The organism is Pedococcus sp. 5OH_020 (assembly GCF_027812955.1).
Classification (GTDB): domain Bacteria; phylum Actinomycetota; class Actinomycetes; order Actinomycetales; family Dermatophilaceae; genus Pedococcus.
In genome coordinates this window covers 289,445-314,270 of record NZ_JAPYZV010000004.1, presented here as the reverse complement: position 1 = coordinate 314,270, position 24,826 = coordinate 289,445, and the positions used below count along the sequence as shown (strand labels likewise).

22 protein-coding genes are annotated in these 24,826 nt (G+C 71.6%); 5 read left to right on the top strand and 17 right to left on the bottom strand.

All coding sequences use genetic code 11. The features are described from left to right. Window positions 1-63: 63 nt before the first annotated feature. From rplT to infC, 3 genes are all read right to left on the bottom strand, one after another. On the bottom strand, window positions 64-447 hold the full coding sequence (gene rplT / locus PHA84_RS09305; RefSeq protein ID WP_270887815.1) for a 50S ribosomal protein L20: 384 nt from the start codon (window positions 445-447) through the stop codon (window positions 64-66). Between the two features lie 77 nt (window positions 448-524). Continuing rightward, a complete protein-coding gene (gene rpmI, locus PHA84_RS09300; protein WP_270887814.1) occupies window positions 525-719 on the bottom strand; it encodes a 50S ribosomal protein L35 in 195 nt (64 codons plus the stop codon). A gap of 85 nt (window positions 720-804) precedes the next feature. Beyond that, window positions 805-1,410 carry a translation initiation factor IF-3 gene (infC, locus tag PHA84_RS09295; protein WP_442952862.1) on the bottom strand — a complete coding sequence of 202 codons (606 nt, stop codon included), beginning with the start codon at window positions 1,408-1,410 and terminating at the stop codon, window positions 805-807. A 326-nt stretch (window positions 1,411-1,736) separates the two neighbouring features. Between infC and PHA84_RS09290 the strand changes: the two genes are divergently transcribed. Further along, a complete protein-coding gene (locus tag PHA84_RS09290; RefSeq protein WP_442952861.1) occupies window positions 1,737-2,147 on the top strand; it encodes a DUF1844 domain-containing protein in 411 nt (136 codons plus the stop codon). 14 nt (window positions 2,148-2,161) lie between these two features. On the opposite strand, the gene PHA84_RS09285 is transcribed toward PHA84_RS09290, so the two are convergent. The 14 genes from PHA84_RS09285 to PHA84_RS09220 all read right to left on the bottom strand — a co-directional run bounded on the left by PHA84_RS09285 (window position 2,162) and on the right by PHA84_RS09220 (window position 19,800). Beyond that, entirely contained in the window at window positions 2,162-3,409 is a 1,248-nt protein-coding gene (locus PHA84_RS09285) for an MFS transporter (RefSeq protein ID WP_270887813.1), read from the bottom strand. 88 nt (window positions 3,410-3,497) lie between these two features. After that, on the bottom strand, window positions 3,498-4,220 hold the full coding sequence (locus PHA84_RS09280; RefSeq protein WP_270887812.1) for an SseB family protein: 723 nt from the start codon (window positions 4,218-4,220) through the stop codon (window positions 3,498-3,500). Then, complete coding sequence (gene priA, locus PHA84_RS09275) at window positions 4,217-4,954, bottom strand: bifunctional 1-(5-phosphoribosyl)-5-((5-phosphoribosylamino)methylideneamino)imidazole-4-carboxamide isomerase/phosphoribosylanthranilate isomerase PriA (protein WP_270887811.1); 738 nt, start codon at window positions 4,952-4,954, stop codon at window positions 4,217-4,219. The genes PHA84_RS09280 and priA overlap by 4 nt, the downstream gene beginning before the upstream one ends. Before the next feature lie 46 nt (window positions 4,955-5,000). Further along, window positions 5,001-5,648, bottom strand: a complete 648-nt coding sequence (gene hisH, locus PHA84_RS09270) for an imidazole glycerol phosphate synthase subunit HisH (RefSeq protein ID WP_270887810.1) — start codon at window positions 5,646-5,648, stop codon at window positions 5,001-5,003. Beyond that, the gene (locus tag PHA84_RS09265; RefSeq protein ID WP_270887809.1) at window positions 5,648-6,280 is read right to left on the bottom strand and encodes a hypothetical protein; all 633 of its coding nucleotides are present in this window, start codon (window positions 6,278-6,280) and stop codon (window positions 5,648-5,650) included. The genes hisH and PHA84_RS09265 overlap by 1 nt, the downstream gene beginning before the upstream one ends. Continuing rightward, window positions 6,277-6,891 carry an imidazoleglycerol-phosphate dehydratase HisB gene (gene hisB / locus PHA84_RS09260; RefSeq protein ID WP_270887808.1) on the bottom strand — a complete coding sequence of 205 codons (615 nt, stop codon included), beginning with the start codon at window positions 6,889-6,891 and terminating at the stop codon, window positions 6,277-6,279. The genes PHA84_RS09265 and hisB overlap by 4 nt, the downstream gene beginning before the upstream one ends. Continuing rightward, window positions 6,888-8,135, bottom strand: a complete 1,248-nt coding sequence (locus tag PHA84_RS09255; RefSeq protein WP_270887807.1) for a histidinol-phosphate transaminase — start codon at window positions 8,133-8,135, stop codon at window positions 6,888-6,890. Before PHA84_RS09255 ends, hisB begins: the two co-directional genes overlap by 4 nt. 8 nt (window positions 8,136-8,143) lie before the next feature. Further along, window positions 8,144-9,514 carry a histidinol dehydrogenase gene (hisD, locus tag PHA84_RS09250; protein ID WP_270887806.1) on the bottom strand — a complete coding sequence of 457 codons (1,371 nt, stop codon included), beginning with the start codon at window positions 9,512-9,514 and terminating at the stop codon, window positions 8,144-8,146. Between the two features lie 43 nt (window positions 9,515-9,557). Beyond that, window positions 9,558-10,910, bottom strand: coding sequence for an MFS transporter (locus PHA84_RS09245; RefSeq protein ID WP_270887805.1), 1,353 nt, complete (start codon window positions 10,908-10,910; stop codon window positions 9,558-9,560). Window positions 10,911-10,927: 17 nt separating this feature from the next. Continuing rightward, window positions 10,928-13,972: a bifunctional [glutamine synthetase] adenylyltransferase/[glutamine synthetase]-adenylyl-L-tyrosine phosphorylase gene (locus tag PHA84_RS09240; protein WP_270887804.1), complete on the bottom strand. Its 3,045-nt coding sequence runs from the start codon at window positions 13,970-13,972 to the stop codon at window positions 10,928-10,930. Between the two features lie 74 nt (window positions 13,973-14,046). Continuing rightward, a complete protein-coding gene (glnA, locus tag PHA84_RS09235; protein ID WP_270887803.1) occupies window positions 14,047-15,384 on the bottom strand; it encodes a type I glutamate--ammonia ligase in 1,338 nt (445 codons plus the stop codon). 45 nt (window positions 15,385-15,429) lie between these two features. Further along, complete coding sequence (locus tag PHA84_RS09230) at window positions 15,430-16,980, bottom strand: phytoene desaturase family protein (protein WP_270887802.1); 1,551 nt, start codon at window positions 16,978-16,980, stop codon at window positions 15,430-15,432. A 75-nt stretch (window positions 16,981-17,055) separates the two neighbouring features. Further along, window positions 17,056-17,337 (bottom strand): hypothetical protein, encoded by a 282-nt coding sequence (locus PHA84_RS09225; RefSeq protein ID WP_270887801.1) that lies wholly within the window; start codon window positions 17,335-17,337, stop codon window positions 17,056-17,058. Between the two features lie 162 nt (window positions 17,338-17,499). Further along, window positions 17,500-19,800 carry an immune inhibitor A domain-containing protein gene (locus tag PHA84_RS09220; protein ID WP_270887800.1) on the bottom strand — a complete coding sequence of 767 codons (2,301 nt, stop codon included), beginning with the start codon at window positions 19,798-19,800 and terminating at the stop codon, window positions 17,500-17,502. A gap of 208 nt (window positions 19,801-20,008) precedes the next feature. Here PHA84_RS09220 and PHA84_RS09215 point away from each other — a divergent pair, with 208 nt between their 5' ends. The 4 genes from PHA84_RS09215 (at window position 20,009) to fgd (ending at window position 24,793) form a co-directional block, all read left to right on the top strand. Next, a complete protein-coding gene (locus PHA84_RS09215) occupies window positions 20,009-21,733 on the top strand; it encodes an NAD+ synthase (protein ID WP_270887799.1) in 1,725 nt (574 codons plus the stop codon). Window positions 21,734-21,769: 36 nt separating this feature from the next. Further along, on the top strand, window positions 21,770-22,642 hold the full coding sequence (gene panB / locus PHA84_RS09210; RefSeq protein ID WP_270887798.1) for a 3-methyl-2-oxobutanoate hydroxymethyltransferase: 873 nt from the start codon (window positions 21,770-21,772) through the stop codon (window positions 22,640-22,642). A gap of 82 nt (window positions 22,643-22,724) precedes the next feature. Further along, the gene (locus tag PHA84_RS09205) at window positions 22,725-23,789 is read left to right on the top strand and encodes a M36 family metallopeptidase (protein WP_270887797.1); all 1,065 of its coding nucleotides are present in this window, start codon (window positions 22,725-22,727) and stop codon (window positions 23,787-23,789) included. Continuing rightward, on the top strand, window positions 23,786-24,793 hold the full coding sequence (gene fgd / locus PHA84_RS09200) for a glucose-6-phosphate dehydrogenase (coenzyme-F420) (protein ID WP_270887796.1): 1,008 nt from the start codon (window positions 23,786-23,788) through the stop codon (window positions 24,791-24,793). The genes PHA84_RS09205 and fgd overlap by 4 nt, the downstream gene beginning before the upstream one ends. Window positions 24,794-24,826: the final 33 nt, after the last annotated feature.

The window sequence follows — 24,826 nt, the reverse complement described above, 5'->3', positions numbered from 1 at the left end:
CTGGTCACAGGGGTGGGCGGCTGGGGCACGTCCCGGCGCTCGGGGAGACGGCTCAGGGCCGGTTCAGGCGCTCGCGGCCGCGTCGGCGGTCGCCGGCACGTTGGCCCGGGCGATGTCCACCAGGGCGGCGAAGGCGGCCTCGTCGCTGACGGCCAGCTCGGCCAACATGCGGCGGTCCACCTCGACCTCCGCGGCCTTGAGGCCTTGGATGAAGCGGTTGTAGGTCATGCCGTTGGCGCGAGCGCCGGCGTTGATGCGCTGGATCCACAGGCGGCGGAAGTCGCCCTTCTTCGCGCGACGGTCGCGGTAGGCGTAGCCGAGGCTGTGGGTGACCTGCTCCTTGGCCTTCCGGTAGAGGCGCGACCGCTGTCCGCGGTAGCCGCTGGCCCGCTCGAGGACGACCCGGCGCTTCTTCTGGGCGTTGACCGCCCGCTTCACGCGTGCCACGTGAGTTCTCCTTGCTGTCTAGCTGCTTGCGAGGCTGCGTGCTGAGCCCGGCCAAACAATGGGTGGATGGGCTCGGCTCAGCGGCCGAGGAGCTTCTTGACCTTCTTGGCGTCCGGCTTGGAGACCTCGACGTCGTTCGCGATCGAACGGGTGTAGCGCGAGGACTTGTGCTCGAGGTAGTGGCGGCCGTTGGTCTGCTCACGCATGACCTTGCCCTTCCCCGTGAGGCGGAAGCGCTTCTTGGCACCGGAGTGCGTCTTCATCTTCGGCATGGCTGCCGATCTCCTAGCTGTCGTCGATCCTGCGCCGTGACGCGGGACCTGGTGATGGAACGGTGGTACGGAACGTTCGTGGGGCCTACTCGGCCGGTGTGGGCGCGGCCTGCGGGGCTTCCTGCGGCTCTGCCGCCGCGGGCTGGTCCGCTGCGCCGGCGTCCGCACTCGTCGTAGGGCCGCTGCTCGTGCGCGCCCGACGCTGCTCGGCCATCGCCTCGGACTTCTTCTTGGTCGGAGCCAGGACCATGATCATGTTGCGACCGTCCTGCTTGGGTGCGGACTCCACGGTGCCAAGCTCCAGGACGTCCTCGGCCAGGCGCTGCAGCAGCCGGAACCCCAGCTCGGGCCGCGACTGCTCGCGGCCGCGGAACATGATCGTCACCTTGACCTTGTCCCCGCCCTTGAGGAACCGCTCGACGTGGCCCTTCTTGGTGCCGTAGTCGTGCGGGTCGATCTTGGGTCGGAGCTTGATCTCCTTGATGACCGTGTTGACCTGGTTCTTGCGTGCTTCCCGCGCCTTCAGTGCTGCTTCGTACTTGAACTTGCCGAAGTCCATGAGCTTGGCCACCGGAGGCTTGGCCATCGGGGCGACCTCGACGAGGTCGAGGTCGGCCTCGGCGGCGAGACGCAGCGCGTCTTCCACGCGCACGATGCCGACCTGTTCTCCGTTGGGGCCAACCAACCGCACTTCGGGGACCCGAATGCGGTCGTTGATGCGAGGCTCGCTGATGTTGGTGCTCCTCTGCGTAGGTCTGTCGGCCGCAGCAACGAGAAGAGGCTCCTCGCCGCCGTTGCGGGAGAAGCCTCACCTGATCCGATGACAAGCCCACCGAGCAGGTATGCCGCAGGGCTGACGCCCGCGGCCTACGCCTCGGTGACCTCGTGGACCCGGCGACCATAAGGTCGGACGCGGGTGGAAGCAGGTGCTGCTTCTCTTGCACACCGTGCCCGCCACCGGGCGACGCTAGGTCACCCGAGAGAGGACACGGCCGGTCGATCTGCAAGGCTACCAGCGTGACGACGGAAAAACCCAATCCCGAGGGCGGCCGGACCGCCGGCTCCGCCACCGCTGCCCGCCCCCCGCACGAGGGTGAGGCGGCCCGGGCCACCCGGGACATCGCGGACGTGCCCGCGGTGGAGGTCATCACCACCGCGGCCGTCCACCTGATGAGCGCCGCCGCGGTGAAGTGCGGACTGGCCGAGGGGCCGGGCGCCCGGGAGTACCTTGACCTCGATGAGGCGCGCCGCCTCATCTCCGCCCTGGCGGGGCTGGTGACCGCCGCCGCCCCGGACCTCGGAAGCCAGCATGCGGCACCGCTGCGCGACGGCCTGAAGTCGCTGCAGCTGGCGTTCCGCGAAGCCTCCGTCGTCGCGGACCCGCCCGGACAGGGACCCGGCGAGAAGCTGACGGGATCGGTGGTCTGAGACCACGCACCTCCTCAGCGGACCGGTGCGGTGTCGCTGCGTCCGGCAGACCGCACGGCAAGGCGGGTGCGCGCCGCGCGGCCGGACGTGGCGGCCGCTCCGACGACTGCCGCGAGCAGCCCCAGCCCGGCCACCACCGTGAACCCCGCTCCCCAGCCCTGACGGTCGATGGCGAAGCCCGCAGCCGGCGCCCCCAAGGCCATGCCCGACGTCATGAACGAGCCGTGCCAGCCCATCGCCTCCCCCCGGGCCGCCGCAGGCACCACGCGGCTCACCTGGTCCACGGTGGCGGTGATGGTGGGAGCGCAGAGCAGACCGGCCACGAACGACAGGGCGGCAAGGGACCCGGCCCCCGTCGCCAGAGCCATCGGGGCCGTCACGAGCGCGAGGGCTCCCAGCAGCCAGAATGCGGAGACGGAGCGCCGCAGTCCGCCGTAGACCAGACCGCCGACCAGGGAGCCGAACCCCCAGATGGCGAGCACCCACCCGATGGCGGGCTGCGCCCCGAAGTCTCGCAGCGCGGCCACGATGGCAATGTCGGAGCCGCCGAGCACCACGGTCGTCGCGGCGGCGCCCAGACAGATCGCGACGAACCGGGGGCGGAACCAGGACGCCCGGGCCACGACCACGCTGCCCGACCCGGGGACGCCCTCGTCGTCGACCGGCTCCGCGGCCTCGTCGTGGAGGACCGGGTTGGCGACCCACAGCAGCACGCCCGCAGCCACGCCGAGCATCTCGAACCAGAAGAGCACCCATCGCGTCGGCCACACGGTCGCCGCCCATACCCCTGCCGCAGGCCCCACCATGAACGACAGCTCGACGGCGACCGAGTCCAGCGAGATGGCCGTGCGGCGGTCGTCCTCGGGCACCGCGGCGATCACCGCCTGACGGATGATCGAGAACGACGGGATGACGAAGAGGCCCGCCAGAGCGGCGAGCGTCAGAAGCCACCAGTAGCCCACGAAAGGTGCCACCGACCAGCAGCCGGCGGCCACGACGATCGAGGGGACGACCACTCGGCGCAGCCCCATGCGGTCGAGGAGCCGGCCTCGCCAGGGCCCGCTCACCGCGATCGCGACGGTCGCCGCCGCCGAGACCAGGCCCGCGGCGGCATACTCGCGGTGCAGGCTGGAGACGACGTGCAGCGTCAGCACCACGCCGCCCCCGAATATGGGGATGCGCACGAGGAAGCCGAGGACCAGCGCCTGCCGCAGCCGGCTGCTGGCCAGGACGCGGCTGTAGCGGGCACGGGCGACGTTCACCCCCGTACTGTCCCAGGCGGCACCGACAGCGGCCAACCGGGTTATGACCCCCGAGGCCCCGGAGGCGCCGAGAGGGCCGGGGAACTGCTTAGCGGATGGAGAAGGCGAGCCCGTCGATGCGTGCTCGGAGCTCCCCGTCCGTCGCCAGCCGCTCGCCGACCGTCGTAGCCACCGACCTCACCGTGTCTGCCAGGAGCCCTGGCGCCAGTGTCAGGGAGATCCGCAGGATGCCGGCTCCAGGCTCGCCGGTGCCGAGCTCGTGGCCCAGGACCTCGGGCTGGTCCTGCAGTGCGGTCGCCACCGCGGCGGCCACCGTGGGGTCCTCGTGAGCCGGTAGCCAGTCGCGCTGCTGCGCGAGCGCCCAGACCATGCTGGGACGCAAGGACAGCGGCCGGTCACCGGCGACGTCCAGCACCATGACGTCGCATCGTTCGCTCACCGCGGCCTGGGCGGCCCGCGCCGCCGTGACAGGGACCGGCCGGGCATCCGGGTCCCACCGGGCCAGCTCTTGCAGGGAGGTGAAGACCGGCAGCGCCCGCACGCCGTCCGGGGCCACGAGCGTGACCACCGCCAGGTCCGTCTTCTTCTCGACCGGCAGCGCGCCGCAGGAGTCGAGCTCCGCCGGTTCGGCGACCACGGGCACCAGCAGCCGCGCGAGCGTGAGGGCCCGCATGAGCGACGTCTCGTCCGCCCGGTCGTCCAGCGCGGTCAGCAGGGCCGGGTCGGCGTCGCCGGTGTCGGCGCCGAACCCCGTGTCGGTCACCCGCCGCCCGCCGAACGGGAGCCCTGCCGAGTCCCGGGCGTCGCTCACGGGCGCCCGGCCACGTCGAGCGCGTCGGGCAGCGTGAACGACCCGCGGTAGAGGGCGGAGCCGACGATGGCCCCCTCCACGCCCTGCGGGACCAGACGTCGAAGAGCAGCCACGTCCTCCAGGGTGGACACCCCGCCGGAGGCGACGACCGGACGGGCGGTCCGACGACACACCTCCTGGAGCAGCTCCAGGTTGGGGCCCTTGAGCATCCCGTCCTTGTTCACGTCCGTGACGACGTACCGGGCGCACCCCTCGCGGTCGAGGCGGTCCAGGGTCTCCCACAGGTCGCCCCCCTCCTGCGTCCAGCCACGAGCCGCCAGGGTCGTGCCCCTGACGTCCAGGCCCACGGCCACGCGGTCGCCGTGCTCGGCGATCGCCCGCGCGGTCCATTCAGGGTCCTCCAGCGCCGCAGTGCCGAGGTTCACCCGCCGGCACCCGGTCGCGAGCGCTGCCTGCAGCGACGCCGCATCGCGGATCCCGCCGCTGAGCTCCACGTCGATGTCCAGCCGTCCGACGATGTCGGCGACGAGCTGGCGGTTGGAGCCCCTGCCGAACGCGGCATCGAGGTCCACGAGGTGCAGCCACTCGGCTCCCTCCTCCTGCCAGGCCAGTGCCGCCTCCCAGGGGTCGCCGAACCTGCCCCCCGTGCCGGCGACGCCCTGGACGAGCTGGACCGCCTCGCCGCCCGCCACGTCGACGGCGGGCAGCAACTCCAGGCGGGGTGTGTCGGTCATGCGGCTTCCTCCGAGGTGGTGGGCCGAGCAGACGGCCGGGATGGGGTCACAGCGACTTGACCCAGTTCTCGAGCAACCCCAGGCCCGCCTCACCGGACTTCTCCGGGTGGAACTGCGTGGCGGACAACGGCCCGTTCTCGACCGCGGCGAGGAAGGGGCGGCCGTGCTCGGACCAGGTGAGCTTCGGCGCCACCGCGGCGAACGCACCGGTGGGGGCCTGCATCGACCAGTGCTGGACGGCGTAGGAGTGGACGAAGTAGAAGCGCTCCCCCTCCAGCCCGGCGAAGAGGCGGGTGCCGGACGGCGGCGTGACCTCCGACCAGCCCATGTGCGGCACCACGTCGGCGACCAGGCGGGACACGGTGCCGGGCCACTCCCCCAGCCCTTCCTGCGGGTCCGCGGACGGCTCCTCTGAGCCGTCGAAGAGCACCTGCATCCCCACGCACACGCCGAGTACCGGCCGGCCGCCGGACAGCCGGAGGTCGATGACCAGCGGACCGTCCGCCGCGCGCAGCCCCGACATGCAGGCGTGGAAGTTCCCCACGCCTGGAACGAAGAGCCCGTCCGCGGCCAGCGCGGCCGCACGGTCGCCCGTCAGCTCGACCGTGGCGCCGACGTGCTCCAGCGCACGCACGGCCGAGCGGACGTTGCCGCTGCCATAGTCGAACACCACCACCCTGCCGGCCCTGCTCATCAGCCCTCCTCCAGCTCCGCGCGATGCCGCGCCTGGTCAGTCATGCGTGCGTCGAACCTCGCCACCGCCCGGGCACTGGGCCGCACGACCGTGCCGAGGATCTCCTCCCCGTGGCTGAGCAGCCCTGCGCCGGGCAGCCGCAACGCCCCCAGCAGCCGGTCCATCATCCACTGGGCGTCGCCGGTGCGGTCTGCGAGCACCGCGGCGACCGCCGCGGCCAGACCCGGAGCGCCGGCGCCCGCGGCCGCCGTGGCCAGGGCCCGCGGGGACGCCAGGTCCCAGCCTGGGACGCGCACCACCCCGGTCCCGGGCTCCCAGGCCACCCAGCGTCGACGCACGGCCCAGCCACCGGGCTGCACGGTGACGAGGGCGCGGTCGTCCACCACCAGGAACCCCAGCGCAGGACGCAGCCGCCGAGGCACCGGCCGCGACACGAGGACGCCGAGGGCGTCGTCGTACGGCGGCGCGGCACGGGAGAAGGGCTCGGCCGGGAGCAGCACCGTCCACGGTCCGCGCTCGACCACGTCGCAGGCCACCAGCCCGCCACGGACCCAGCTCGACACGCGCCGGGGCTCACCATGCACCAGGAGCAGCCCGCGTGACTCGCCCGCGGACTGCCACGGGACGCTCACGTGGAGAGGCTGCCCTTCGCGCTCGGGACGCCCGTGACGCGGGAGTCGCGCGCCACCGCGGCCCGGAGGGCGCGCGCGACCGCCTTGAACTGCGCCTCGACGATGTGGTGCGGGTCCCGGCCGGACAGGACCCGCACATGGAGCGCAATGCCCGCCCGGCCCGCGAAGGACTCCCAGACGTGGCGCGTCAGGGACCCGACGTAGCTGCCGCCGATGACGACGTACTGCTGGCCCTCGGGCTCCCCGGTGTGGACGACGTACGGCCGCCCCGCGACATCGACCACGGCCTGCACCAGAGCCTCGTCCAGGGGCACGGTGGCGTCGCCGAACCGCGAGATGCCGCTCTTGTCGCCGAGAGCCTCGCGCAGCGCGTCTCCCAGGACGATGGCCACGTCCTCGACCGTGTGGTGCGCGTCCACGTCGACGTCGCCGGTGGCCTTGACCTTGAGGTCGAAGAGGGAGTGCTTGGCGAGCGAGGCGAGCATGTGGTCGTAGAACCGCACGCCCGTTCGGATGTCCGACGCTCCCGTGCCGTCGAGGTCGAGCTCCAGCTCGACGCTCGACTCCGAGGTCGAGCGGCTCAGCGAGACGGTGCGGTCACCCGAGGTCACAACGTGCTCCTGTCCGGTGCGAGGGCCGCGACCTGCGCCATGGCGGCCAGGAACGCGTCGGTCTCGGCCGGGGTCCCGGCCGTGACACGAAGATAGTGCGGGATGCCCACGTCGCGGACGAGCACTCCTCGGTCGAGAAGGTCGCGCCAGGTCTGGGCGGCGTCGCGGAGTCCGCCGAACAGCACGAAGTTGGCGTCGCTCGGAACCGGCGCGTAGCCCAGCTCGGCGAGGCGGGTGACCATCCGGTCGCGCTGCTCCTTGATGACCTCGACGGTCCCGAGCATGGTGCCGGAGTGCCGCAACGCCGCCAGGGCGATCGCCTGCGTCGGGCTGGACAGGTGGTAGGGCAGGCGCACCAGTCTCAGGGCGTCTACGAGGGCCGGGTCTGCGGCCAGGTACCCCAGGCGGCCACCGGCGAAGGCGAACGCCTTGCTCATGGTGCGGGTGACGACCAGCCTGGGCCTTCCGGGCAGCAGCGTCAGGGCGCTCGGCGTACCCGGGCGGGCGAACTCGGCGTAGGCCTCGTCGACCACGACCACCGCGCGCTCCGCCGCGGCGTACACGGCCTCCACCACGTCGAGGTCCAGTGCGGTCCCGGTGGGGTTGTTGGGCGAGCACAGGAACACGAGGTGCGGCTGGTGGTCGCGGGCCTGGGCCACCGCCGACGACACGGTCAGGTCGAACGGCTCCCCACCCTGCCCGCGAAGCCCGTCCACCCAGGTCGTGCCGACCGAGGCGCTGATGATGGGGTGCATGGAGTACGCCGGGGTGAAGCCCAGCGCCACCCGCTGCGGGCCGCCGAACGCGAGGACGAGGTGCTGGAGCACCTCGTTGGACCCGTTGCCGGCCCACACCTGCTCGGGACGGACCCCGACCGTGCCCCGGTCCGTGCCCTCGTCCATGCCCTCGTCAGTGCCCTCGTCAGTGCCCTCGTCAGTGCCCTCGACTGGGTCCCCGACCGTGTTCCCGGCGGTGGCCTCACTCAGGTACGCGGCGAGAGCGGTGCGCAGCGCCGTGAACTCCCGGTCGGGGTAGCGGTTGAGGTCGACCGCGACGGTGGCCACGGCCTGGGTGATGTCGTCGACGACCTCCGGCGGGACGGGATACGAGTTCTCGTTGGTGTTGAGGCGCACCGGCACGTCGAGCTGCGGGGCCCCGTAGGGTGTGCCGCCGCGCAGGTCCGGGCGCAGCAGTCGCTGGATGCTCTCGACCCGGTCGGCTGCGGCGCTTACGGTGTCGGTCATCGGCGCGCTCATACCTCGTCGACGGCGGGAACCTGGGCCGCCTCGTGTGCGAAGCGCACCTGGACCGCCTCGCCGTGGGCGGGCAGGTCCTCGGCTTGGGCGAGGGCCACGACGTGGCCGGCGACCTCCTCCAGAGCCTGCCGGGTGTAGCTGACCACGTGGACGCCGCGCAGGAACGTCTGGACCGACAGGCCGCTGCTGTGGCACGCGCAGCCTCCCGTCGGCAGCACGTGGTTGGACCCGGCGACGTAGTCGCCCAGGCTCACCGGCGAGTGCGGCCCCACGAAGATCGCGCCAGCGTTGCGGACCCGGTCGCTCACGGCCGGTGCATCGGCGACCTGCAGCTCCAGGTGCTCGGCGGCATACGCGTTGACGACGGCGAGGCCGGCGTCGAGGTCGTCGACGAGGACGACCCCCGACTGACGGCCGGACAGGGCCTGTCGCACGCGGTCGGCATGCTTGGTGGACGCCACTCGGTGCTCGAGGTCCGTGGCCACGGCCTCGGCGAGCGCCTGGGAGGAGGTGACGAGGACGGAGGCCGCCTGCGGGTCGTGCTCGGCCTGGGAGACGAGGTCGGCGGAGACATGGGCCGGGTCTGCTGTGTCGTCGGCCAGGATGGCGATCTCGGTCGGGCCGGCCTCGGCGTCGATGCCGATGACGCCCTTCAAGAACCGCTTGGCTGCAGCCACGTAGATGTTCCCTGGACCGGTGACGAGGCTGACCGGCTCGCAGACCACCGTCGAGCCGGTGGAGGCGTCGTCGAAGCCGTAGGCGAACGCGGCCACCGCCTGCGCTCCCCCGACGGCATACACCTCGTCGACGCCCAGCAGCTCGCAGGCGGCCAGGATCGTGGGGTGCGGGTAGCCCGCGAACACGCCGGAGTTCTCGCGCTGCGGCGGGGACGCCACGGCCAGGGAACCGACGCCCGCGATCTGCGCGGGTACCACGTTCATCACGACGCTGGACGGGTAGACGGCGCGGCCACCGGGGACGTAGAGGCCGACCCGGTCCACCGGGACCCAGCGCTCGGTCACCTCGCCTCCCGGCACGACCGTGGTCGTGACGGTGGAGCGGCGCTGCTCCTCGTGCACCAGGCGGGCCCGACGGACCGACTCCTCCAGCGCAGCCCGCACCTGCGGGTCGAGCGCCGCGAGGGCAGCGGACAGGACGGTGGCCGGCACGCGCAGCGACGGCGGACGGACCCCGTCGAACCGCTCGCCGAGCTCGTAGAGCGCCTGCGCACCGCGATGCTGGACGTCCAGACAGATGGGGCGCACGGTCTCCACGGCCGCCGCCACGTCGAACTCGGCGCGCGGCAGGAGCCGGCGCAGCTCGCGGGCCCCGAGGGCACGCCCCCTCAGGTCGATCGTGGACATCATGACCCAAGTCTAGGTGTCGGCCGTAGGGCCACCTCGCCTGGTCTCAACCCCCGGAAAGGCCGCCCGGCCTCGTCATGGGACGCGGTATGCCGTCCTCGGGCTGCCGGGTGGAGGGCGGCGGGGTCCCCTCCACCTCGGGGTCGAAGGTGGCCTCGAGCGCCGCGGAGATCTCCTCGCGTGGCCACCGCGCGGCGAGCAGCACCAGCACGCCGAGGCTGATGACGGCGCAGACCCCGACCGAGGCGGCGGGCGAAGTGCGCTCCGAGATCCACCCCGCGAGCAGGAAGCACAGACCGGTCACGCCTACGGACAGGGCTCCGGCGAGCCCGAACACCCGGCCACGCATCGCCAGCGGCACGAGGAGGGTGAACGCGGACTGGAGCGGCAGCATGTAGGCCTGGAGGGCGCCGCAGACGAACCAGGCGGCCCAGACCGAAGTCAGCGGCGGTTCGACGATGGTGACCAGGAGCGGCAGCGGCGTGAGCAGCGCGAGCCGCATGACGAGCTGGGTCTGATGCTCGGCGGGCCGGCGCCCGATGAGGATGAGACCCACCACCGTGCCGAGGATCGGTGCGGCCATGAGGAAGCCACCCCAGGTCGGCGAGCCGTTGTGACCGCTGGCGTACGGCAGGGCGACGGCTTCCGGGGCGGCGATGGCGAGCGCGCTGGCCAGTGAGACGACGAGCAGGATCGTCAGCACGCGGCTGCGCCGGATCTCGCGCCAGCCCTGGGCGAGGTCGCCCACCAGCCCGGCGAGCTTCTGCTCCTCGGGCGGGACCTCGGACCGCCGCGGGGCCACCATCCAGAGCACTGCCGCGCCGATGAGGAACGTGGCGAGGTCAAGGGCCAGGGCGTTCACGTCGCCCGTCCGGCCCACGATCACCCCACCGAGCGCCAGTCCGATCGCCTGGTTGACCTGGGTGGCCAGTGTGGTGAGCCCGAAGGCTCGCGCGTAGAGGCGTCGGTCCGGGAAGAGGTCGGTGAGCAGGATCTGGCTGGCCGTGATGGCCGGACCACCGACGAACTCGAGAACGAACAGCAGCACCAGCACCAGCGCCACCGACCGGGTGGCTGTCACCGCAGCCACGAGGCAACCGACGAGGACCGCCCGGATCAGGTGCGTGCCGACCAGGCAGGTACGGGGCGCGAGCCGGTCACACAGGGGGGACAGGAGGGCCCGCCCGAGAATGCTCGGGACGAGGGAGACGGCGAATGTGGCCGCGGTGGCCAGGGCGGAGCCGGTCCAGCTGAAGACCACCGCGGCGACGGTGATACGAGCGATGTAGTCGCCCCAGGTGGAGAGTGTCGAGGCGAGGAACACGGGCAGGAACACCGGGGCACGGAGCACCTCGCGAAACGACGGGACCGAGACCTCGCCCCGTCTGTCGCTCACCATGGGGCGACGGTACCTCGCTAGGTGGCGCCGTAAAAGTCAGCCTCGACGACGGCGCGGGCGTGGCGTGCCACCTTGCGGTACGACTCTGCCAGCTCGGCTCCGCTTCCCGGCTCGCCCCCGAGGATGCGGCTCACCCCGTCGGCGACCCGCAGGTCGGACGGCACGCTCTCGACGGGGCGCCCGCGATAGAGCACCGAGGCGTTGCGGAGCCGGGAGGCGAAGGTCCAGGCCTCGCGCAGGGCGTCGGCGTGCGCCCCGCTCACCACGTCGGCGTCGAGAGCCGCCTCCAGGGCCGGCAGGGTGCTCGTGGTTCGCAGACCCGGCACCTCGTACGCGTGCTGGAGCTGCAGGAGCTGGACGGTCCACTCGACGTCCGAGAGCCCGCCTCGGCCGAGCTTGAAGTGGCTCTTCGGGTCGGCGCCGCGAGGCAGCCGCTCCGACTCCATCCGCGCCTTCAGCCTCCGGATCTCCCGCACCTGCGTCGCGTCCAGACCACCCTGAGGCCACCGCAGCGGGTCGACAAGCTCGAGGAACTGTGCCCCGAGCTCCTCGTCACCCGCGACCGGACACGCGCGGAGGAGGGCTTGGGACTCCCAGGTCAGGGACCAGCGGCCGTAGTAGGTCCGGTAGCTCGCCAGGCTCCTGACGAGCGGTCCGTTCTTGCCTTCGGGTCGCAGGTCGGCGTCGACGCCGAGCTGGGGGTCGGGCCCCGCGACGCCGAGCAGCCGCCGCAGCTCCTGGACGGTCTCCAGCGCCTGTTCCTGGGCAAGGACCTCGGCGGCCTCCTGCGGGCCGGCCCCCGGCATCGGGTCGTGCACGAAGAGGACGTCCGCGTCCGAGGCGTACCCCACCTCGGCGCCACCGAGACGTCCCATCCCCACGACCAGCAGCCGGGTCGCCAGTGGACCGCGCCTGCTCTCGACCGCTCGCACCGCCACGGACAGCGCCGCCTCGAGGAGCGCCGCGGTGAGGTCGGTGAGCGCCCGCCCCACCCCGGCCAGGTCGAGCTGTCCGGCGAGGTCCGCCACGGCGATGCGGAACAGCTCCTGACGGCGGATGCTGCGTGCGGCGCGGACGGCCTTGTCGGGGTCGTCCTGGCGACCCGCCACGGCCCTCATCCGTCTGCTGAGGTCCTCCCGCGACAACGGCACGAGGCCTCCAGGGTCGCCGAGCAGCGCGACGGACTCGGGCGCACCCAGCAGCAGCTCCGCGGCGTAGCGGCTGCGAGCCAGGGTGTGGGCTAGCCGCTCGGCGGCGGAGCCCTCGTCCCGCAGCAGCCGTAGGTACCAGTGTGTCGACCCCAGCTCCTCGCTGACCTTGCGGAAGGCCAGCAGGCCGCCGTCCGGGTCGGCCTCGTCGGCGAACCAGCCCAGCATCACCGGCAGGAGGGTGCGCTGGATCGCCGAGCGGCGGCTCACGCCCGCCGTCAAGACCTCCAGGTGCCGCATCGCCCCCGCGGGGTCGCGGAAGCCGAGGGCGCCGAGACGCTCCCGGGCCGCCTCCGGGGCCAGCCGCGCCTCGCTGCTGCTGAGCCGGGCGACGGCGGCGAGCAAGGGGCGGTAGAACAGTCGTTCGTGGATCCGGCGGACCTCCCGGGCCTGCTGCTGCCACTGGTCCACCACTGCGCTCGCCGCGTCCGAGCGGTGCCCCAGCGCCCTGCCCAGGCGCCTCAGGTCGGCGTCCGCCGTGGGCATGAGATGGGTGCGGCGGAGCCGGAACAGCTGGATGCGGTGCTCCAACGCGCGCAGCAGACGGTAGGCGGCGTCCAGGGTCGCGGCGTCCTCACGGCCGACGTACCCGCCGAGCGCCAGCGCCTCGAGCGCCTCCAGGGTGGTGCCGGAGCGCAGAGAGTCGTCGGACCGACCGTGGACGAGCTGCAGCAGCTGCACGCTGAACTCCACGTCACGCAGGCCGCCCGGACCCAGCTTCAGCTGGCGGTCGGCCTCGCCCGGCGGCACATGCTGCTCCACCCGGCGCCGCATGGCCTGGACGTCCTCGACGAAGTTGTCCCGGGAGGCTGCCCGCCAGACCATCGGCTCCACCGCCTGCAGGTAGGCCTCGCCGAGGGCACGGTCGCCGGCGACCGGACGCGCCTTCAGCAGGGCCTGGAACTCCCACGTCTTGGCCCAGCGCTCGTAGTAGGTGCGGTGGCTCTCGATCGTGCGCACCAGCGGCCCGTTCTTGCCCTCCGGCCGCAACGCGGCGTCCACCGGCCACAGGGTGCCCTGCCCGGTCGACGTGGAGCAGGCCCGCATGAGCTGCGTCGCGAGGGCGGTGGCCGCCGCGATCGCCTCCGGCTCGGCGACGCCCGCACGGGGCTCCGCGACGAAGATGACGTCCACGTCACTGACGTAGTTCAGCTCCCGGCCCCCCGTCTTCCCCATGCCGATCACGGCGAAGTCGCACAGGTCGGCCGCCTCGCCGACGTTGCTGCGCGCGACCACCAGCGCAGCCTCCAGAGCCGCCTCGGCCAGGTCGGCCAGCGCGGCGGCCGCCTCCGGCAGGGCGCGTTCCGGGTCGCCGGAGGTCAGGTCGAGCGCGGCGATGCCCAGCAGCTGCCGCCGGTAGCCGATGCGCAGCGCGTCGTACGCGGTGTGCTCCCCCGGTTCGCTCACCGCCGCGACCAGCTCGGCGATGCGGTCCTGCGGCGTGCTGGGCTGCGCGTGCGCCACGCTGCGCCAGTGCTCCGGGTGCGCGACGAGGTGGTCTCCCAATGCTGCGGAGGCGCCCAGGACGGCCAGCAGCCGGTCACGCGCCTCCCCCGGACGGCGAAGGGCGGCGACCAGTCCGGAGACCGTCGTGGCGGCCTCCGACTCCAGGTCCCGTCGGCGTGGCTCCGAGGAGCGAAGCGCCTCCATGAGCCGCACGAGGCTGAGCAGGGCCAGATCGGGGTCCGCCACGGCGCCGAGGGCGTCGGGCAGGCCGTCGCTGAAGACGTCGTCGAAGGGGTCCACCAGCCCGGCCAGCGCCGGGTCTGCCAGTAGCTGCGCCGCCCGTGGCGGGTCAGCAAACCCCAGCCGGGCCAGGGTGGCGCTCTGGGAGACGGCGCGGCCGGAGATCACGCCGCCACCTTAGCTACGGGCGGTCACCAGCTACGGGCGGTCACCAGCTACGGGCGGTCACGCGCGACCGCCGGTCAGAGCCCGGGAAGGTAGCGCTCGAGCTCGAAGCGGGTGATCTCGCCGCGGTAGTCGTCCCACTCCGCACGCTTGTTGCGCAGGAAGAAGTCGAAGACGTGTTCGCCGAGGGTGTCCGCCACGAGCTCGCTGTGCTCCATCACCCGGATCGCCTCGTAGAGGGACGTGGGCAGCGGCTCGATCCCCATCGCCTGGAGCTCCGAGGACGTCAGGCGCCATACGTCGTCCTCGGTCTCGGCCGGGAGGTCGTAGTCCTCCTCGATGCCCTTGAGGCCCGCCGCGAGCATGAGCGCGAAGGACAGGTACGGGTTGCACGCCGCGTCCAGGGTGCGCACCTCGACCCGGCTGCTCTGCCCCTTGGTGGGCTTGTACATCGGCACGCGGACCATCGCCGACCGGTTGTTGTGCCCCCAGGTGAGGTGCGCCGGCGCCTCGCCGCCACCCCATAGCCTCTTGTACGAGTTGACCCACTGGTTCGTCACCGCCGTGATCTCGCCCCCGTGCCGCAGCAGCCCGGCGATGAACTGCCGTCCCACCTTGCTCAGCTGGTAGGGCGCTCCCGGCTCGTGGAACGCGTTGCTGTCACCGTCGAACAGCGACATGTGGGTGTGCATGCCGGAGCCGGGATGCTGCGCGAACGGCTTGGGCATGAAGGAGGCGAAGATCCCCTGCTCCAGCGCCACCTCCTTGATCACCGTGCGGAACGTCATGATGTTGTCCGCCGTGGACAGTGCGTCGGCGTAGCGCAGGTCGATCTCGTTCTGCCCCGGCCCGCCCTCGTGATGGCTGAACTCCACCGAGATGCCCATCGACTCGAGCATCGTGATGGCGGCCCTGCGGAAGTCGTGCCCGGTGCCGTGCGGGACGTGGTCGAAGTAGCCGGCCTGGTCGATCGGCTCCGGCGTCTCGCCGGGCCGGAAGCCGGCCTTGAACAGGTAGAACTCGATCTCGGGGTGCGTGTAGAAGGTGAAGCCGAGGTCCGACGCCTTGCCCAGCGCGCGCTGCAGGACGTGGCGCGGGTCGGCGAAGCTGGGCGTCCCGTCAGGGAGCGTGATGTCGCAGAACATCCGCGCCGTGCCGGGGTTCTCGCCCCGCCAGGGCAGCACCTGGAAGGTGGACGGGTCCGGCTTGGCCAGCATGTCGGCCTCGTAGACCCGGGCGAAACCCTCGATGGCCGACCCGTCGAAGCCTATGCCCTCGGCGAACGCGCCCTCGAGCTCGGCAGGAGCGACCGCCACAGACTTCAGCGTGCCGAGCACGTCGGTGAACCAGAGCCGCACGAAGCGGATGTCACGCTCCTCGATGGTGCGAAGGACGAACTCCTGCTGACGGTCCATGTGACGAATCCTGCCCTAGTTGTGTTTCCCGGGCGTTACGGCCGCTCAGGTCCCGAGGACCGACCTCGCTGCGTTGTGTCCCGGTATGCCGCTGACTCCGCCACCGCGGCGGGCCCCGGCGCCGGCGAGCCGCACGCGGTCATGCCGCGTCTCGACACCCCACGTCCCGACCTCGCCCTCGCTCTCCGCCCACGGCCACTGGAGCGAGCGGTGGAAGATGTTGCCGCCCGGGAGCCCGAGCTCCGCCTCGAGCTCCACCGGAGTGCGGGCCTCCAGGCAGTAGGCGCCGTCGGGATCTCGCAGCAGCACGTCCTGGATGGGCTCGGCCAGCACGGAGCCGAGCGACTCCAGCGTCCGGGCGAGGGCGAGGTCCTTGACCTCGTCGCGCTCCTCCTGCGTCCCGCTGAACAGCCGGGCCGGCAGGTGCAGCCCGAAGAGCGTCAAGGTCTGCGCGTCCGTGGCAGCGAGCTCCGGGCCGAGGATCGAGCGGTCGGACAGGCTGTGGCAGTAGATCTCGCACGGCGGCACCTGCGGCACGCGACCGTCGGCAGCGGCGGCGTACGCGTCCTGGAGCTGCCGATAGCCCTCGTTGACGTGGAAGGTGCCGGCGAAGGCGGCAGCAGGGTCGACCGAGGCGTCGCGCAGCCGCGGCAGCCGCGACAGCAGCATGTTGACCTTCAGCTGCGCTCCCTCGGGGGCCGGCTCGGTGTCCACCGGCGCCGCCCCGGCGGCGGCCAGCAGCCCGTTGAGCACGGTGGGCGCGCAGGCGGCGTGGACGACGGAGGCTCGCGCACTGCCGGTCTCCCAGCTCACGCGGCCGTCGGGGTCGACCGCCGTGACCCGCGCGCCGGTGACCAGCTGAGCGCCCGCCTCCACCGCGGCACGCGCCAGGGCGTCGGTGAGCGCCCCCATGCCGCCCACCGGCACGTCCCAGTCGCCGGTGCCGCCCCCGATGAGGTGGTAGAGGAAACAGACGTTCTGACGGAGGTCGGCTCCGTGCAGGTCCGCGAACGTGCCGATCAGCGCGTCGGTCGCCACGACTCCCCGCACGGTGTCGTCGCCGAACTGTCGCTCGAGCACCTCGCCGAGAGGTCGGCGTACCAGCGACTCCCATAGCTCGGCGTCACCGACGCGCTCCGCGAGCTCGGCCTCCGAGCGCAACGGCTCGAGCACCGTGGGAAACACTCGCTGGGCCAGGCGCTGCACCCGGCCGTAGAAGTCCTGCCAGGCGGCGTGCTCGTCGGGCCTGCCAGTCACCGAGGCGAAGGCCGCTGCCGTGGCCGCAGGGTCGCCCTGGTCGACGAGAAGGCCCAGCTCCGGCCGTCCGGGCACAGGCGTGTACGAGGAGAAGCGTCGACGGACCAGCCGGAGGTCGAGGTCCAGGTCACTGAGGACCTGGCGGGGAAGCAGCGAGACGAGGTAGGAGTACCTGGAGACCCTGGCGTCGACCCCGGGAAACGCCTGCGCGGAGACCGCCGCGCCGCCCACATGGTCGGCAGCCTCCAGGACGAGGACGCGCCGGCCCGCGCGCGCCAGGTAGGCGGCCGCCGTGAGCCCGTTGTGCCCGGCACCGATGACGACGTCGTCGTAGTCCACGGCGGGCACTCTACGGGCCGGCCGCGACGACGGGCCGGCAGCACGACCTACCGCGGCCCGGGGGCGCGGGGGCGGTCAGAGGGGGTCGTCGACGCTGCTGCCGGTGTCCTGGTCGCGGTCCTGGGTGACCGGCAGGTCGGGGTCGACCTCCTCGTACCGCCGCCCGAGCTCCTGCTCGTTGGGCTCCAGACCCAGCCCCTCGAGCTCCTCCGCCACCGAGGCTTCCACGGCCTCGGGAGGCTGACCAGCCGCCTTGGCCTCGCCCCGCAGCTGGGCCGCCACCATCTCGTGGCGCCTCTGCTCGTCCAGCTCGCCCTCCCCCTCGGCCGGCTCAGCCACCTGGAAGCTGTCGGACATGCTGCCCTCCATCGTCCGGGCCGCACCGGGTGGGCGGCCTCTGTACGAGTCTGTCGCGGCGGTGCGGCGCGCACCAGCCGAGAGGCGGACCGGCACGACAAGGCCCCGGGAGGCAGCTCCCGGGGCCTTGTCCACGCTGTCGGCGTCAGTCGCCGGTACGGGTCACTTGAAGGAGACCTGCACCTGCAGCTCGTTGCCGGCGTCCGAGGTCTTGTTGACCTTCAGCTCGGTGCCCGACCCGGCGACCTGCACCGAGGACCAGGGGTTGGCAGCGTCCCAGTACGTGTTCGGGTTGCTGTCGTCGAAGACCGGGATGGCGGGCTGCGAAGGCACCTGCGTGGCGATGCCGTTCTTGTGGAACGTCACGGCGTCGGTTGCCTCCTGGCCGAACGTGGCGTCGAACGGCTGACGCCGGTTGCCCAGCTTGGTGCCGTCGTAGAACCTCACCGGCGCCGGACGGGCGTCGACGGGCAGCGACTGTCCGCCCCCAGGGTGCGACGAGGTGTTGTTGTCCGTGAACTCGCCGTCCACGTACCAGACGAGCATGCCGTTCTGGTACGGGAACCGCTCCACCCAGTCGGGCCTAGTGGTGGCGTAGCCGAAGTTGTACGGCCCCGTCTGGAGGGTCTTGTCGTAGCCGCTGTAGACGCGGTTCTCCGCGAGGTAGTAGTGGCTGACCACCTTGGAGGTGGACCCGTTCATCCGGGTGAAGCCCGCCGCCGTCCAGCCGTTGTCGCCGGACTCGACGTCGTCGGTGAAGAGGGGTGCGCCGTCCGCGGTGATGGTCAGGTCGTCCAGGAACGCACCCTTGTAGTGCAGGCCGCCGTCGGTCGCGTAGCGGAACCGCACCTTCCCGGCCTTGCCGGCCAGCGAGGTCAGGTCCCAGGTCTTCTGCGCCCAGGGCTGGCCCTCGCCGGTCACCTCACCGACCTTCGTCCAGTTCGCGCCATCGGTGGAGGTCTCGACGTACACGTAGTCGTAGTCCTTCTCGATGTCGGCCTGGAGCCACGCCGTCAGGGATGCCGAGCTCTTCCCGACCAGGTTGACGTCGCGCGTCAGGGTGTTCTGCAGGTTGTCGGCCGCGCCACCCCACCACTCGGTCGTGCCCGAGTGCGGCGTGTTGTAGCTCGTCCTGACCGTCTTGTCCGGCAACGTCACCGCGAGGGCCTGGTAGTCGGACGTGCTCTTCGGCTTGTCGGCCGGCCCGAGCTTGACGGTCATGTCCTGGCCGTAGGGCACCGTCCTGAAGTCGAGCCAGCCGAGCTGGAGCTTCTCGAGCGGACCCATGTAGCCGGGCGTCGTGCCGATGGAGCTGCCACCGTGGTTCAGCCACGAGCCACCGGACATGAGGGTCCAGAAGCCGGTGCCGTTGTCGCCACCCTGCGTGTCGTAGTAGTCGGGCAGACCCAGGTCGTGGCCGAACTCGTGCGCGAAGACGCCGAGCCCACCGTTCTCCGGCTCCGTCGTGTAGTCGCCGATCCAGAGGCCGGAGTCGCCGATCGGCACGCCGCCGGCCTTGTTCTGCGCCGGGCCATTGGTGCCGATCTGGGTGGAGTAGGCGTACCAGCGGTGCGACCAGATGGCGTCCTCGCCCTGGGCGCCGCCGCCGGCCTCCTCACCCTCTCCGGCGTGGATCGCCTGGAAGTGGTCGATGTACCCGTCCGGCTCGTTGAAGTTGCCGTCGCCGTCGTAGTCGTAACGGTCCACCTTGTCGAACTGCGACAGGTACGTCGTGATCTCGGCGTCGCTCTTGCCCGCCGCCTTCTGGGCGTGGTACCACGCCGCCGCACTGTCGCGGATGAAGGGCCAGGCGCCGGCAGCGTCGGAGATCTTGTTGCTGCCGTAGCGAGACTCGTTGTACGGCACCTTCACCCAGTCCGAGACGTCGCCCTTGGCGACGAAACGGCCGTTGGACAGCTTGGAGTAGAAGTCCTTGAAGGACTCCCCGTCTCCGAACATCATGTCCTTGTAGTGGGCCGTGTCGAAGTTCTGGGTCCAGTACGTGGAGTTGTCGTCCGTCTTGTCCCCGTCCCAGCTGCGGTCCGGCTCCGGGATCTGGTTGTGCACCGGTCCGGCGGTGCCGCCTGTCGTAGGGTTCACCTGGTCCCCGAAGTCGGCGAGGATGGTGAAGATGTCCTCTTCGCGCTCCACGGGGTAGGACACGTACCGGTCCTTGGCCGCGGGACTGCCCTTGGGCGCCTTGTCACTGCCCTTCAGCTTGATGACCCGCTGGCCACCCCGGGTCTCGGTGGTCGCCTGGCCCTTGACCAGCTTGTCGACGGCCTCCTTGCGCAGCGCGCGCTCTGCGTCGCCCAGCGGGTTGGGCAGGTCGTGCTTGCGGTTGGTGGCCTTCGGCTCCTTGTCGCCCTGCACAGGGGTTGCCTGTGCCGGCGCGGAAGCCATGCTCATGGCGACGGCCGCGACGGCCGCGCCAGAGAGAACGCTCAGATGACGCCTCTTCACGAATCCTCCAGTTGATATGCGCCACCCTTCGCGGCACACGCAAGGTCGACCTAAACACGGGGGACAAAGCAGACAAAGAGGGTGCAGGTAAGAGCTTCGTAAAATCTGACCGAACGGTCGGTCAGGGCGGGGTGCGCCCGTCTCACCGCGAACAGCGAGCGTGCTAGGGCGAGGATGCGGCCGGTCTGCCCGTGGCTAGGCTGCCGTTATGGCTCAGCTGCGCCTCGCGCTCGCCCAGGTGGACCCCACCGTCGGGGACCTCCCCGGCAACTCCCGACTCGTCCGGCAGTGGTCGGCACAGGCGGCCGCGGCGCGGGCTCACCTGGTCGCCTTCCCCGAGATGATGCTCACGGCGTACCCAGTGGAGGACCTGGCACTGCGTCCCTCGTTCGTCGAGGCGTCGCGGGCGGCCCTGGAACGACTCGCCCGGGACCTGGCCGCGGACGGCCTCGGCGACCTGCCGGTCGTCGTCGGCTATCTGGACCGCGCCCCCGGAGGCCGGCTGCTGCCGCAGAACTGCGCAGCGGTGCTGCACGGCGGAGCGGTCGTCGCCCGGTACGCCAAGCACCACCTGCCCACCTACGGAGTGTTCGACGAGGCCCGGGTCTTCGCCCCCGGCCACGACCTCGCCGTGGTGCGCGTCCGGGGTGTCGACGTGGCCATCGCCATCTGCGAGGACCTGTGGCAGGAGGGCGGACCGGTCTCCAAGACCCGCGAGGCGGGTGCGGAGCTGTTACTCGTGGTCAACGGCTCGCCGTACGAGGAGGAGAAGGACGACACGCGACTGGAGCTCGTCACGCGCCGGGCCGCCCAGGCCGGATGCACGCTCGCCTACCTCAACATGGTCGGCGGGCAGGACGAGCTCGTGTTCGACGGCGACTCCCTCGTCGTCGACGCCGGCGGCACCGTGCTGGCCCGCGGCCCGCAGTTCAGCGAGGACCTGCTGCTCATCGACCTCGACCTCGAGGAGTCGACGGTCGACGCGGCCCATCCCCCTGCCGGCGTGAGCTTCACCTCGGTCAGCGAGGAGCCCGTGGCTGCGTACGCCCGGGCGCCCGTGCCACCCCACGCGCAGAGGCTGGACCCCGTGGGGGAGGTCTGGCACGCCGTGGTCACCGGGCTCCGGGACTACGTGCGCAAGAACGGCATGACGTCGGTGGTGCTCGGGCTCTCCGGCGGCATCGACTCCGCCCTCGTGGCGGCGCTGGCCTGCGACGCGTTGGGACCGGAGCACGTGTACGCCGTGTCGATGCCGAGCAGCTACTCCTCCGAGCACTCCAAGGACGACGCGGCCGACCTCGCGGAGCGGACCGGCCTGCACTATCGGGTGCAGCCGATCAAGGACATGGTGCAGTCGTTCCAGGCGCAGCTGGAGCTCGAGGGTGTCGCCGAGGAGAACCTCCAGGCACGGTGCCGCGGCGTCATCCTCATGGGGCTGGCCAACCAGGAAGGTCACCTGACCCTGGCCACGAGCAACAAGTCGGAGCTGGCGGTGGGCTACTCGACCCTGTACGGGGACAGCGTGGGGGGGTTCGCTCCCCTCAAGGACGTGCCCAAGACCCTGGTGTGGCAGCTGGCCCGCTGGCGCAACGACCAGGCCGCGGCCGCCGGACGGACGCCACCCATCCCGGAGAGCTCCATCACCAAGCCGCCTTCGGCTGAGCTGCGACCGGGGCAGGTGGACCAGGACAGCCTGCCTCCGTACGAGGTGCTCGACGCGGTCCTCGACCGCTACGTCGAGGGCAACGAGGGTCGGGGCCAGCTGGTCGCCGCGGGCTTCGAGCCCGCCGTCGTCGACCGCGTCGTGTCCCTCGTCGACCGCGCGGAGTGGAAGCGGCGGCAGTTCGCGCCAGGACCCAAGATCTCGGCTCTCGCCTTCGGCCGGGACCGACGCCTGCCGATCACCAGCAAGTGGCGTGAGCAGGATTCCTGAGCCGTCCGGTCGGCGGGCCCACCTAGTATGCCGACCATGAGCGACCAGCCCCCCTCTCCCCTCACCGAGGTCAGCGCCCCCTACGGGACGGGCGCACAGGCGGCGCCGCAGCGTCGGGTCCGCATCCCCCACCTCCAGGCGATGAAGGACCGCGGCGAGAGGTGGGCGATGCTCACGGCGTACGACATGTATGCCGCGGAGATCTTCGACGAGGCAGGCATTCCGGTTCTCCTGGTGGGCGACTCGGCCGGCAACAACGTGTACGGCTACGAGACGACGGTCCCCGTGACCGTGGACGACATGGTGCCGCTGGTGCGGGCGGTCACCTCGGCGGCCAGGCGGGCGATGGTCGTCGCGGACCTGCCGTTCGGGTCCTACCAGGCCAGCCCCCAGCAGGCGCTGGCCACGGCCACCCGGATGATGAAGGAGGGCCTGGCGCACGCCGTGAAGCTGGAGGGCGGCAAGCCGATGGTGCCTGAGGTCGAGCTCCTCGTGCGCGCCGGCATCCCGGTGATGGGGCACATCGGCTTCACCCCGCAGAGCGAGCATGTCCTCGGCGGCTACAAGGTCCAGGGCCGCGGCGACACCGCCGACCGCCTCGTGGAGGACGCCGTGGCCTTGGAGAGGGCCGGCTGCTTCGCCCTCGTGATGGAGATGGTGCCGGCCCCCCTGGCAGCCCGCGTCACGGAGGTCCTGACCATCCCCACCATCGGCATCGGGGCGGGACCCGACTGTGACGCGCAGGTGCTCGTCTGGCAGGACATGGCGGGCCTGCGCGGCGGCAAGGCGCCGCGGTTCGTCAAGAAGTACGCCGACCTGCGCGGCGAGCTGGGGCGAGCGGCCGCCGCGTACGCCGCAGACGTCGCCTCCGGCGCCTTCCCCGCCTCCGAGCACTCGTTCCCCGAGTAGCCCCGTAGCGCCAACCACCCCGAGGAACCGCAAGTATCGCCAGTAGCAGCCACACCGACCCAGCCGAAACGGAGAACATCCCATGATCCAGCCTCGCGCCTCCCTCCTCACCGCCGTCGGCGCGGGCTGCGCAGCCCTCTGCCTGGCCGCCTCTCCTGCCCAGGCCACCAAGACCGGCAGCGGGAGCGCCACCGGCTCCGGGGCGGTCTTCATGGTCAACCCCGTGCAGTCCAGCGGGAACGAGGGGCTGACCGACCAGAAGGACTCCGACGCCGCCGTGCCTGCCACCGCCTACGCCACGGTCCCGCTGCGCCACCTCGACGGGTCCGGCTACCTGCGAGGGTCCTGGGTCTCGGTGCAGTCGGCCACCGGTACGCCGGCGTACAGCACGACGAACACCTTCCGCTACACCCGGCACCAGGACCAGTTCGAGCAGGTGATGGCCTACTTCTGGGTCAACCAGGCCCAGGAGTACCTGCAGTCCCTGGGCTTCGGGTCCACCCTGCCCGGGATCGTCCACCAGTCCTTCCCCGTCAAGATCGACCAGTACGGCGGTGACAACTCGTACCAGACGGACAAGCCGTACCGGGTCCGGCTGGGCAAGGGCGGGGTGGACGACGCAGAGGACGCAGAGGTCATCGTGCACGAGTACGGCCACGCCGTCCACGCGTCCCAGGTGCCCGGGTACGGCACGAGTGAGGAGGCGGGGTCGATCGGCGAGTCCTTCGGCGACTACTTCGCGGTGTCGGTCGGCCTCGCGGCCGCCAAGAGCTACGGCTGGCCGGTCAACGCGCCGCAGGCCTGCCCCATGGACTGGGACTCCACCTCGTACACCAGCAAGACCCCGCACTGCATCCGCCACTTCGACCTCGACCTCACTGTTGCGGACAAGAAGGGTGAGGTGCACTACGACGGCCAGATCTGGAGCCAGGCCCTCTGGGAGATCCGCAAGGGCTACGAGGCGATGGGCAAGGGTAGCGCCGCCTGGGACCGCACCCTCATCGACAGCCAGTTCTCCTACGCCCCCGGCACCAGCTTCGACGCCGCGGCCAAGGCGACCTACACCGAGGCCCTGACGCACGATGGCGCCGCGGCAGCAGCGCTGGTCAAGGACCGCTTCGCCGCCCGCGGGATCTCCGTCTCATGACCCTGCGCATCGGGTACAAGGCGTCCGCCGAGCAGTTCGCCCCGCGAGAGCTGCTCGAGTACGCGGTCCAGGCCGAGCAGGTCGGCCTGGACAGCGTGATGATCTCCGACCACTTCCAGCCCTGGCGGCACCACGGTGGCCACGCCCCGTTCTCCCTGGCGTGGCTCGCCGCGGTCGGCGAGCGGACGGAGCGTGTCCAGCTCGGTACGTCCGTCATGACCCCGACGTTCCGCTACAACCCCGCCGTCGTGGCGCAGGCCTTCGGCACGCTGGGGTCGCTGTACCCGGGGCGGGTCATGCTCGGCATCGGCACGGGTGAGGCGCTCAACGAGGTCGTGGTGGGTTCCGTCGAGCAGTGGCCGGAGTTCAAGGAGCGCTTCGCCCGACTCCGCGAGGCGGTCACGCTGATGCGCCGCCTGTGGACCGAGGAGCGGGTGACGTTCGACGGCGAGTACTACTCGACGACGGACGCCACGGTCTACGACCGCCCCGATGCGCCCGTGCCGGTCTACGTCGCCGCCGGCGGTCCGCTGGTGGCGCGGTATGCGGGTCGCTCCGGCGACGGGTTCATCTGCACGTCCGGCAAGGGCGAGGAGCTGTACCGGGACAAGCTCCTGCCCGCCGTCGACGAGGGGCTGGAGAGGTCGAGCCGCTCACGTGACGACCTCGACCGGATGATCGAGATCAAGCTGTCCTGGGACCCCGACCACGAGCAGGCGGTCCGGAACTGCCGGTTCTGGGCGCCCCTGTCCCTGACGGCCGAGCAGAAGCACGGGACCACGGACCCCGTGGAGCTCGAACGGCTCGCCGACGCCCTGCCGGACGAGCAGGTGGCGTCGCGCTGGATCGTGTCCAGCGACGCCGACGAGGTGGTGGCCGCCGTACGGAGCTACACGGACCTGGGCTTCAACCACCTCGTCTTCCACGGGCCCGGGGCCGACCAGTCACGCTTCCTGACGAGCTTCGCCGAGCAGGTGCTACCAGGGCTGCGCGAGCTTGGCTGACGCCCGGTTCCCTTCCGGCACAACCGAATCTAC

Excerpts from the sequence above, each read along its gene's own strand:
- hisH (WP_270887810.1), bottom strand. The coding sequence starts at position 5,648 with ATGAGCAGGGCCGGCAGGGTGGTGGTGTTCGACTATGGCAGCGGCAAC.
- PHA84_RS09215 (WP_270887799.1), top strand. The coding sequence starts at position 20,009 with ATGGCTCAGCTGCGCCTCGCGCTCGCCCAGGTGGACCCCACCGTCGGG.
- PHA84_RS09245 (WP_270887805.1), bottom strand. The coding sequence starts at position 10,910 with ATGGTGAGCGACAGACGGGGCGAGGTCTCGGTCCCGTCGTTTCGCGAG.
- PHA84_RS09225 (WP_270887801.1), bottom strand. The coding sequence starts at position 17,337 with ATGTCCGACAGCTTCCAGGTGGCTGAGCCGGCCGAGGGGGAGGGCGAG.
- rpmI (WP_270887814.1), bottom strand. The coding sequence starts at position 719 with ATGCCGAAGATGAAGACGCACTCCGGTGCCAAGAAGCGCTTCCGCCTC.
- hisD (WP_270887806.1), bottom strand. The coding sequence starts at position 9,514 with ATGATGTCCACGATCGACCTGAGGGGGCGTGCCCTCGGGGCCCGCGAG.
- PHA84_RS09205 (WP_270887797.1), top strand. The coding sequence starts at position 22,725 with ATGATCCAGCCTCGCGCCTCCCTCCTCACCGCCGTCGGCGCGGGCTGC.
- fgd (WP_270887796.1), top strand. The coding sequence starts at position 23,786 with ATGACCCTGCGCATCGGGTACAAGGCGTCCGCCGAGCAGTTCGCCCCG.
- PHA84_RS09255 (WP_270887807.1), bottom strand. The coding sequence starts at position 8,135 with ATGACCGACACCGTAAGCGCCGCAGCCGACCGGGTCGAGAGCATCCAG.
- priA (WP_270887811.1), bottom strand. The coding sequence starts at position 4,954 with ATGACCGACACACCCCGCCTGGAGTTGCTGCCCGCCGTCGACGTGGCG.
- panB (WP_270887798.1), top strand. The coding sequence starts at position 21,770 with ATGAGCGACCAGCCCCCCTCTCCCCTCACCGAGGTCAGCGCCCCCTAC.
- glnA (WP_270887803.1), bottom strand. The coding sequence starts at position 15,384 with ATGGACCGTCAGCAGGAGTTCGTCCTTCGCACCATCGAGGAGCGTGAC.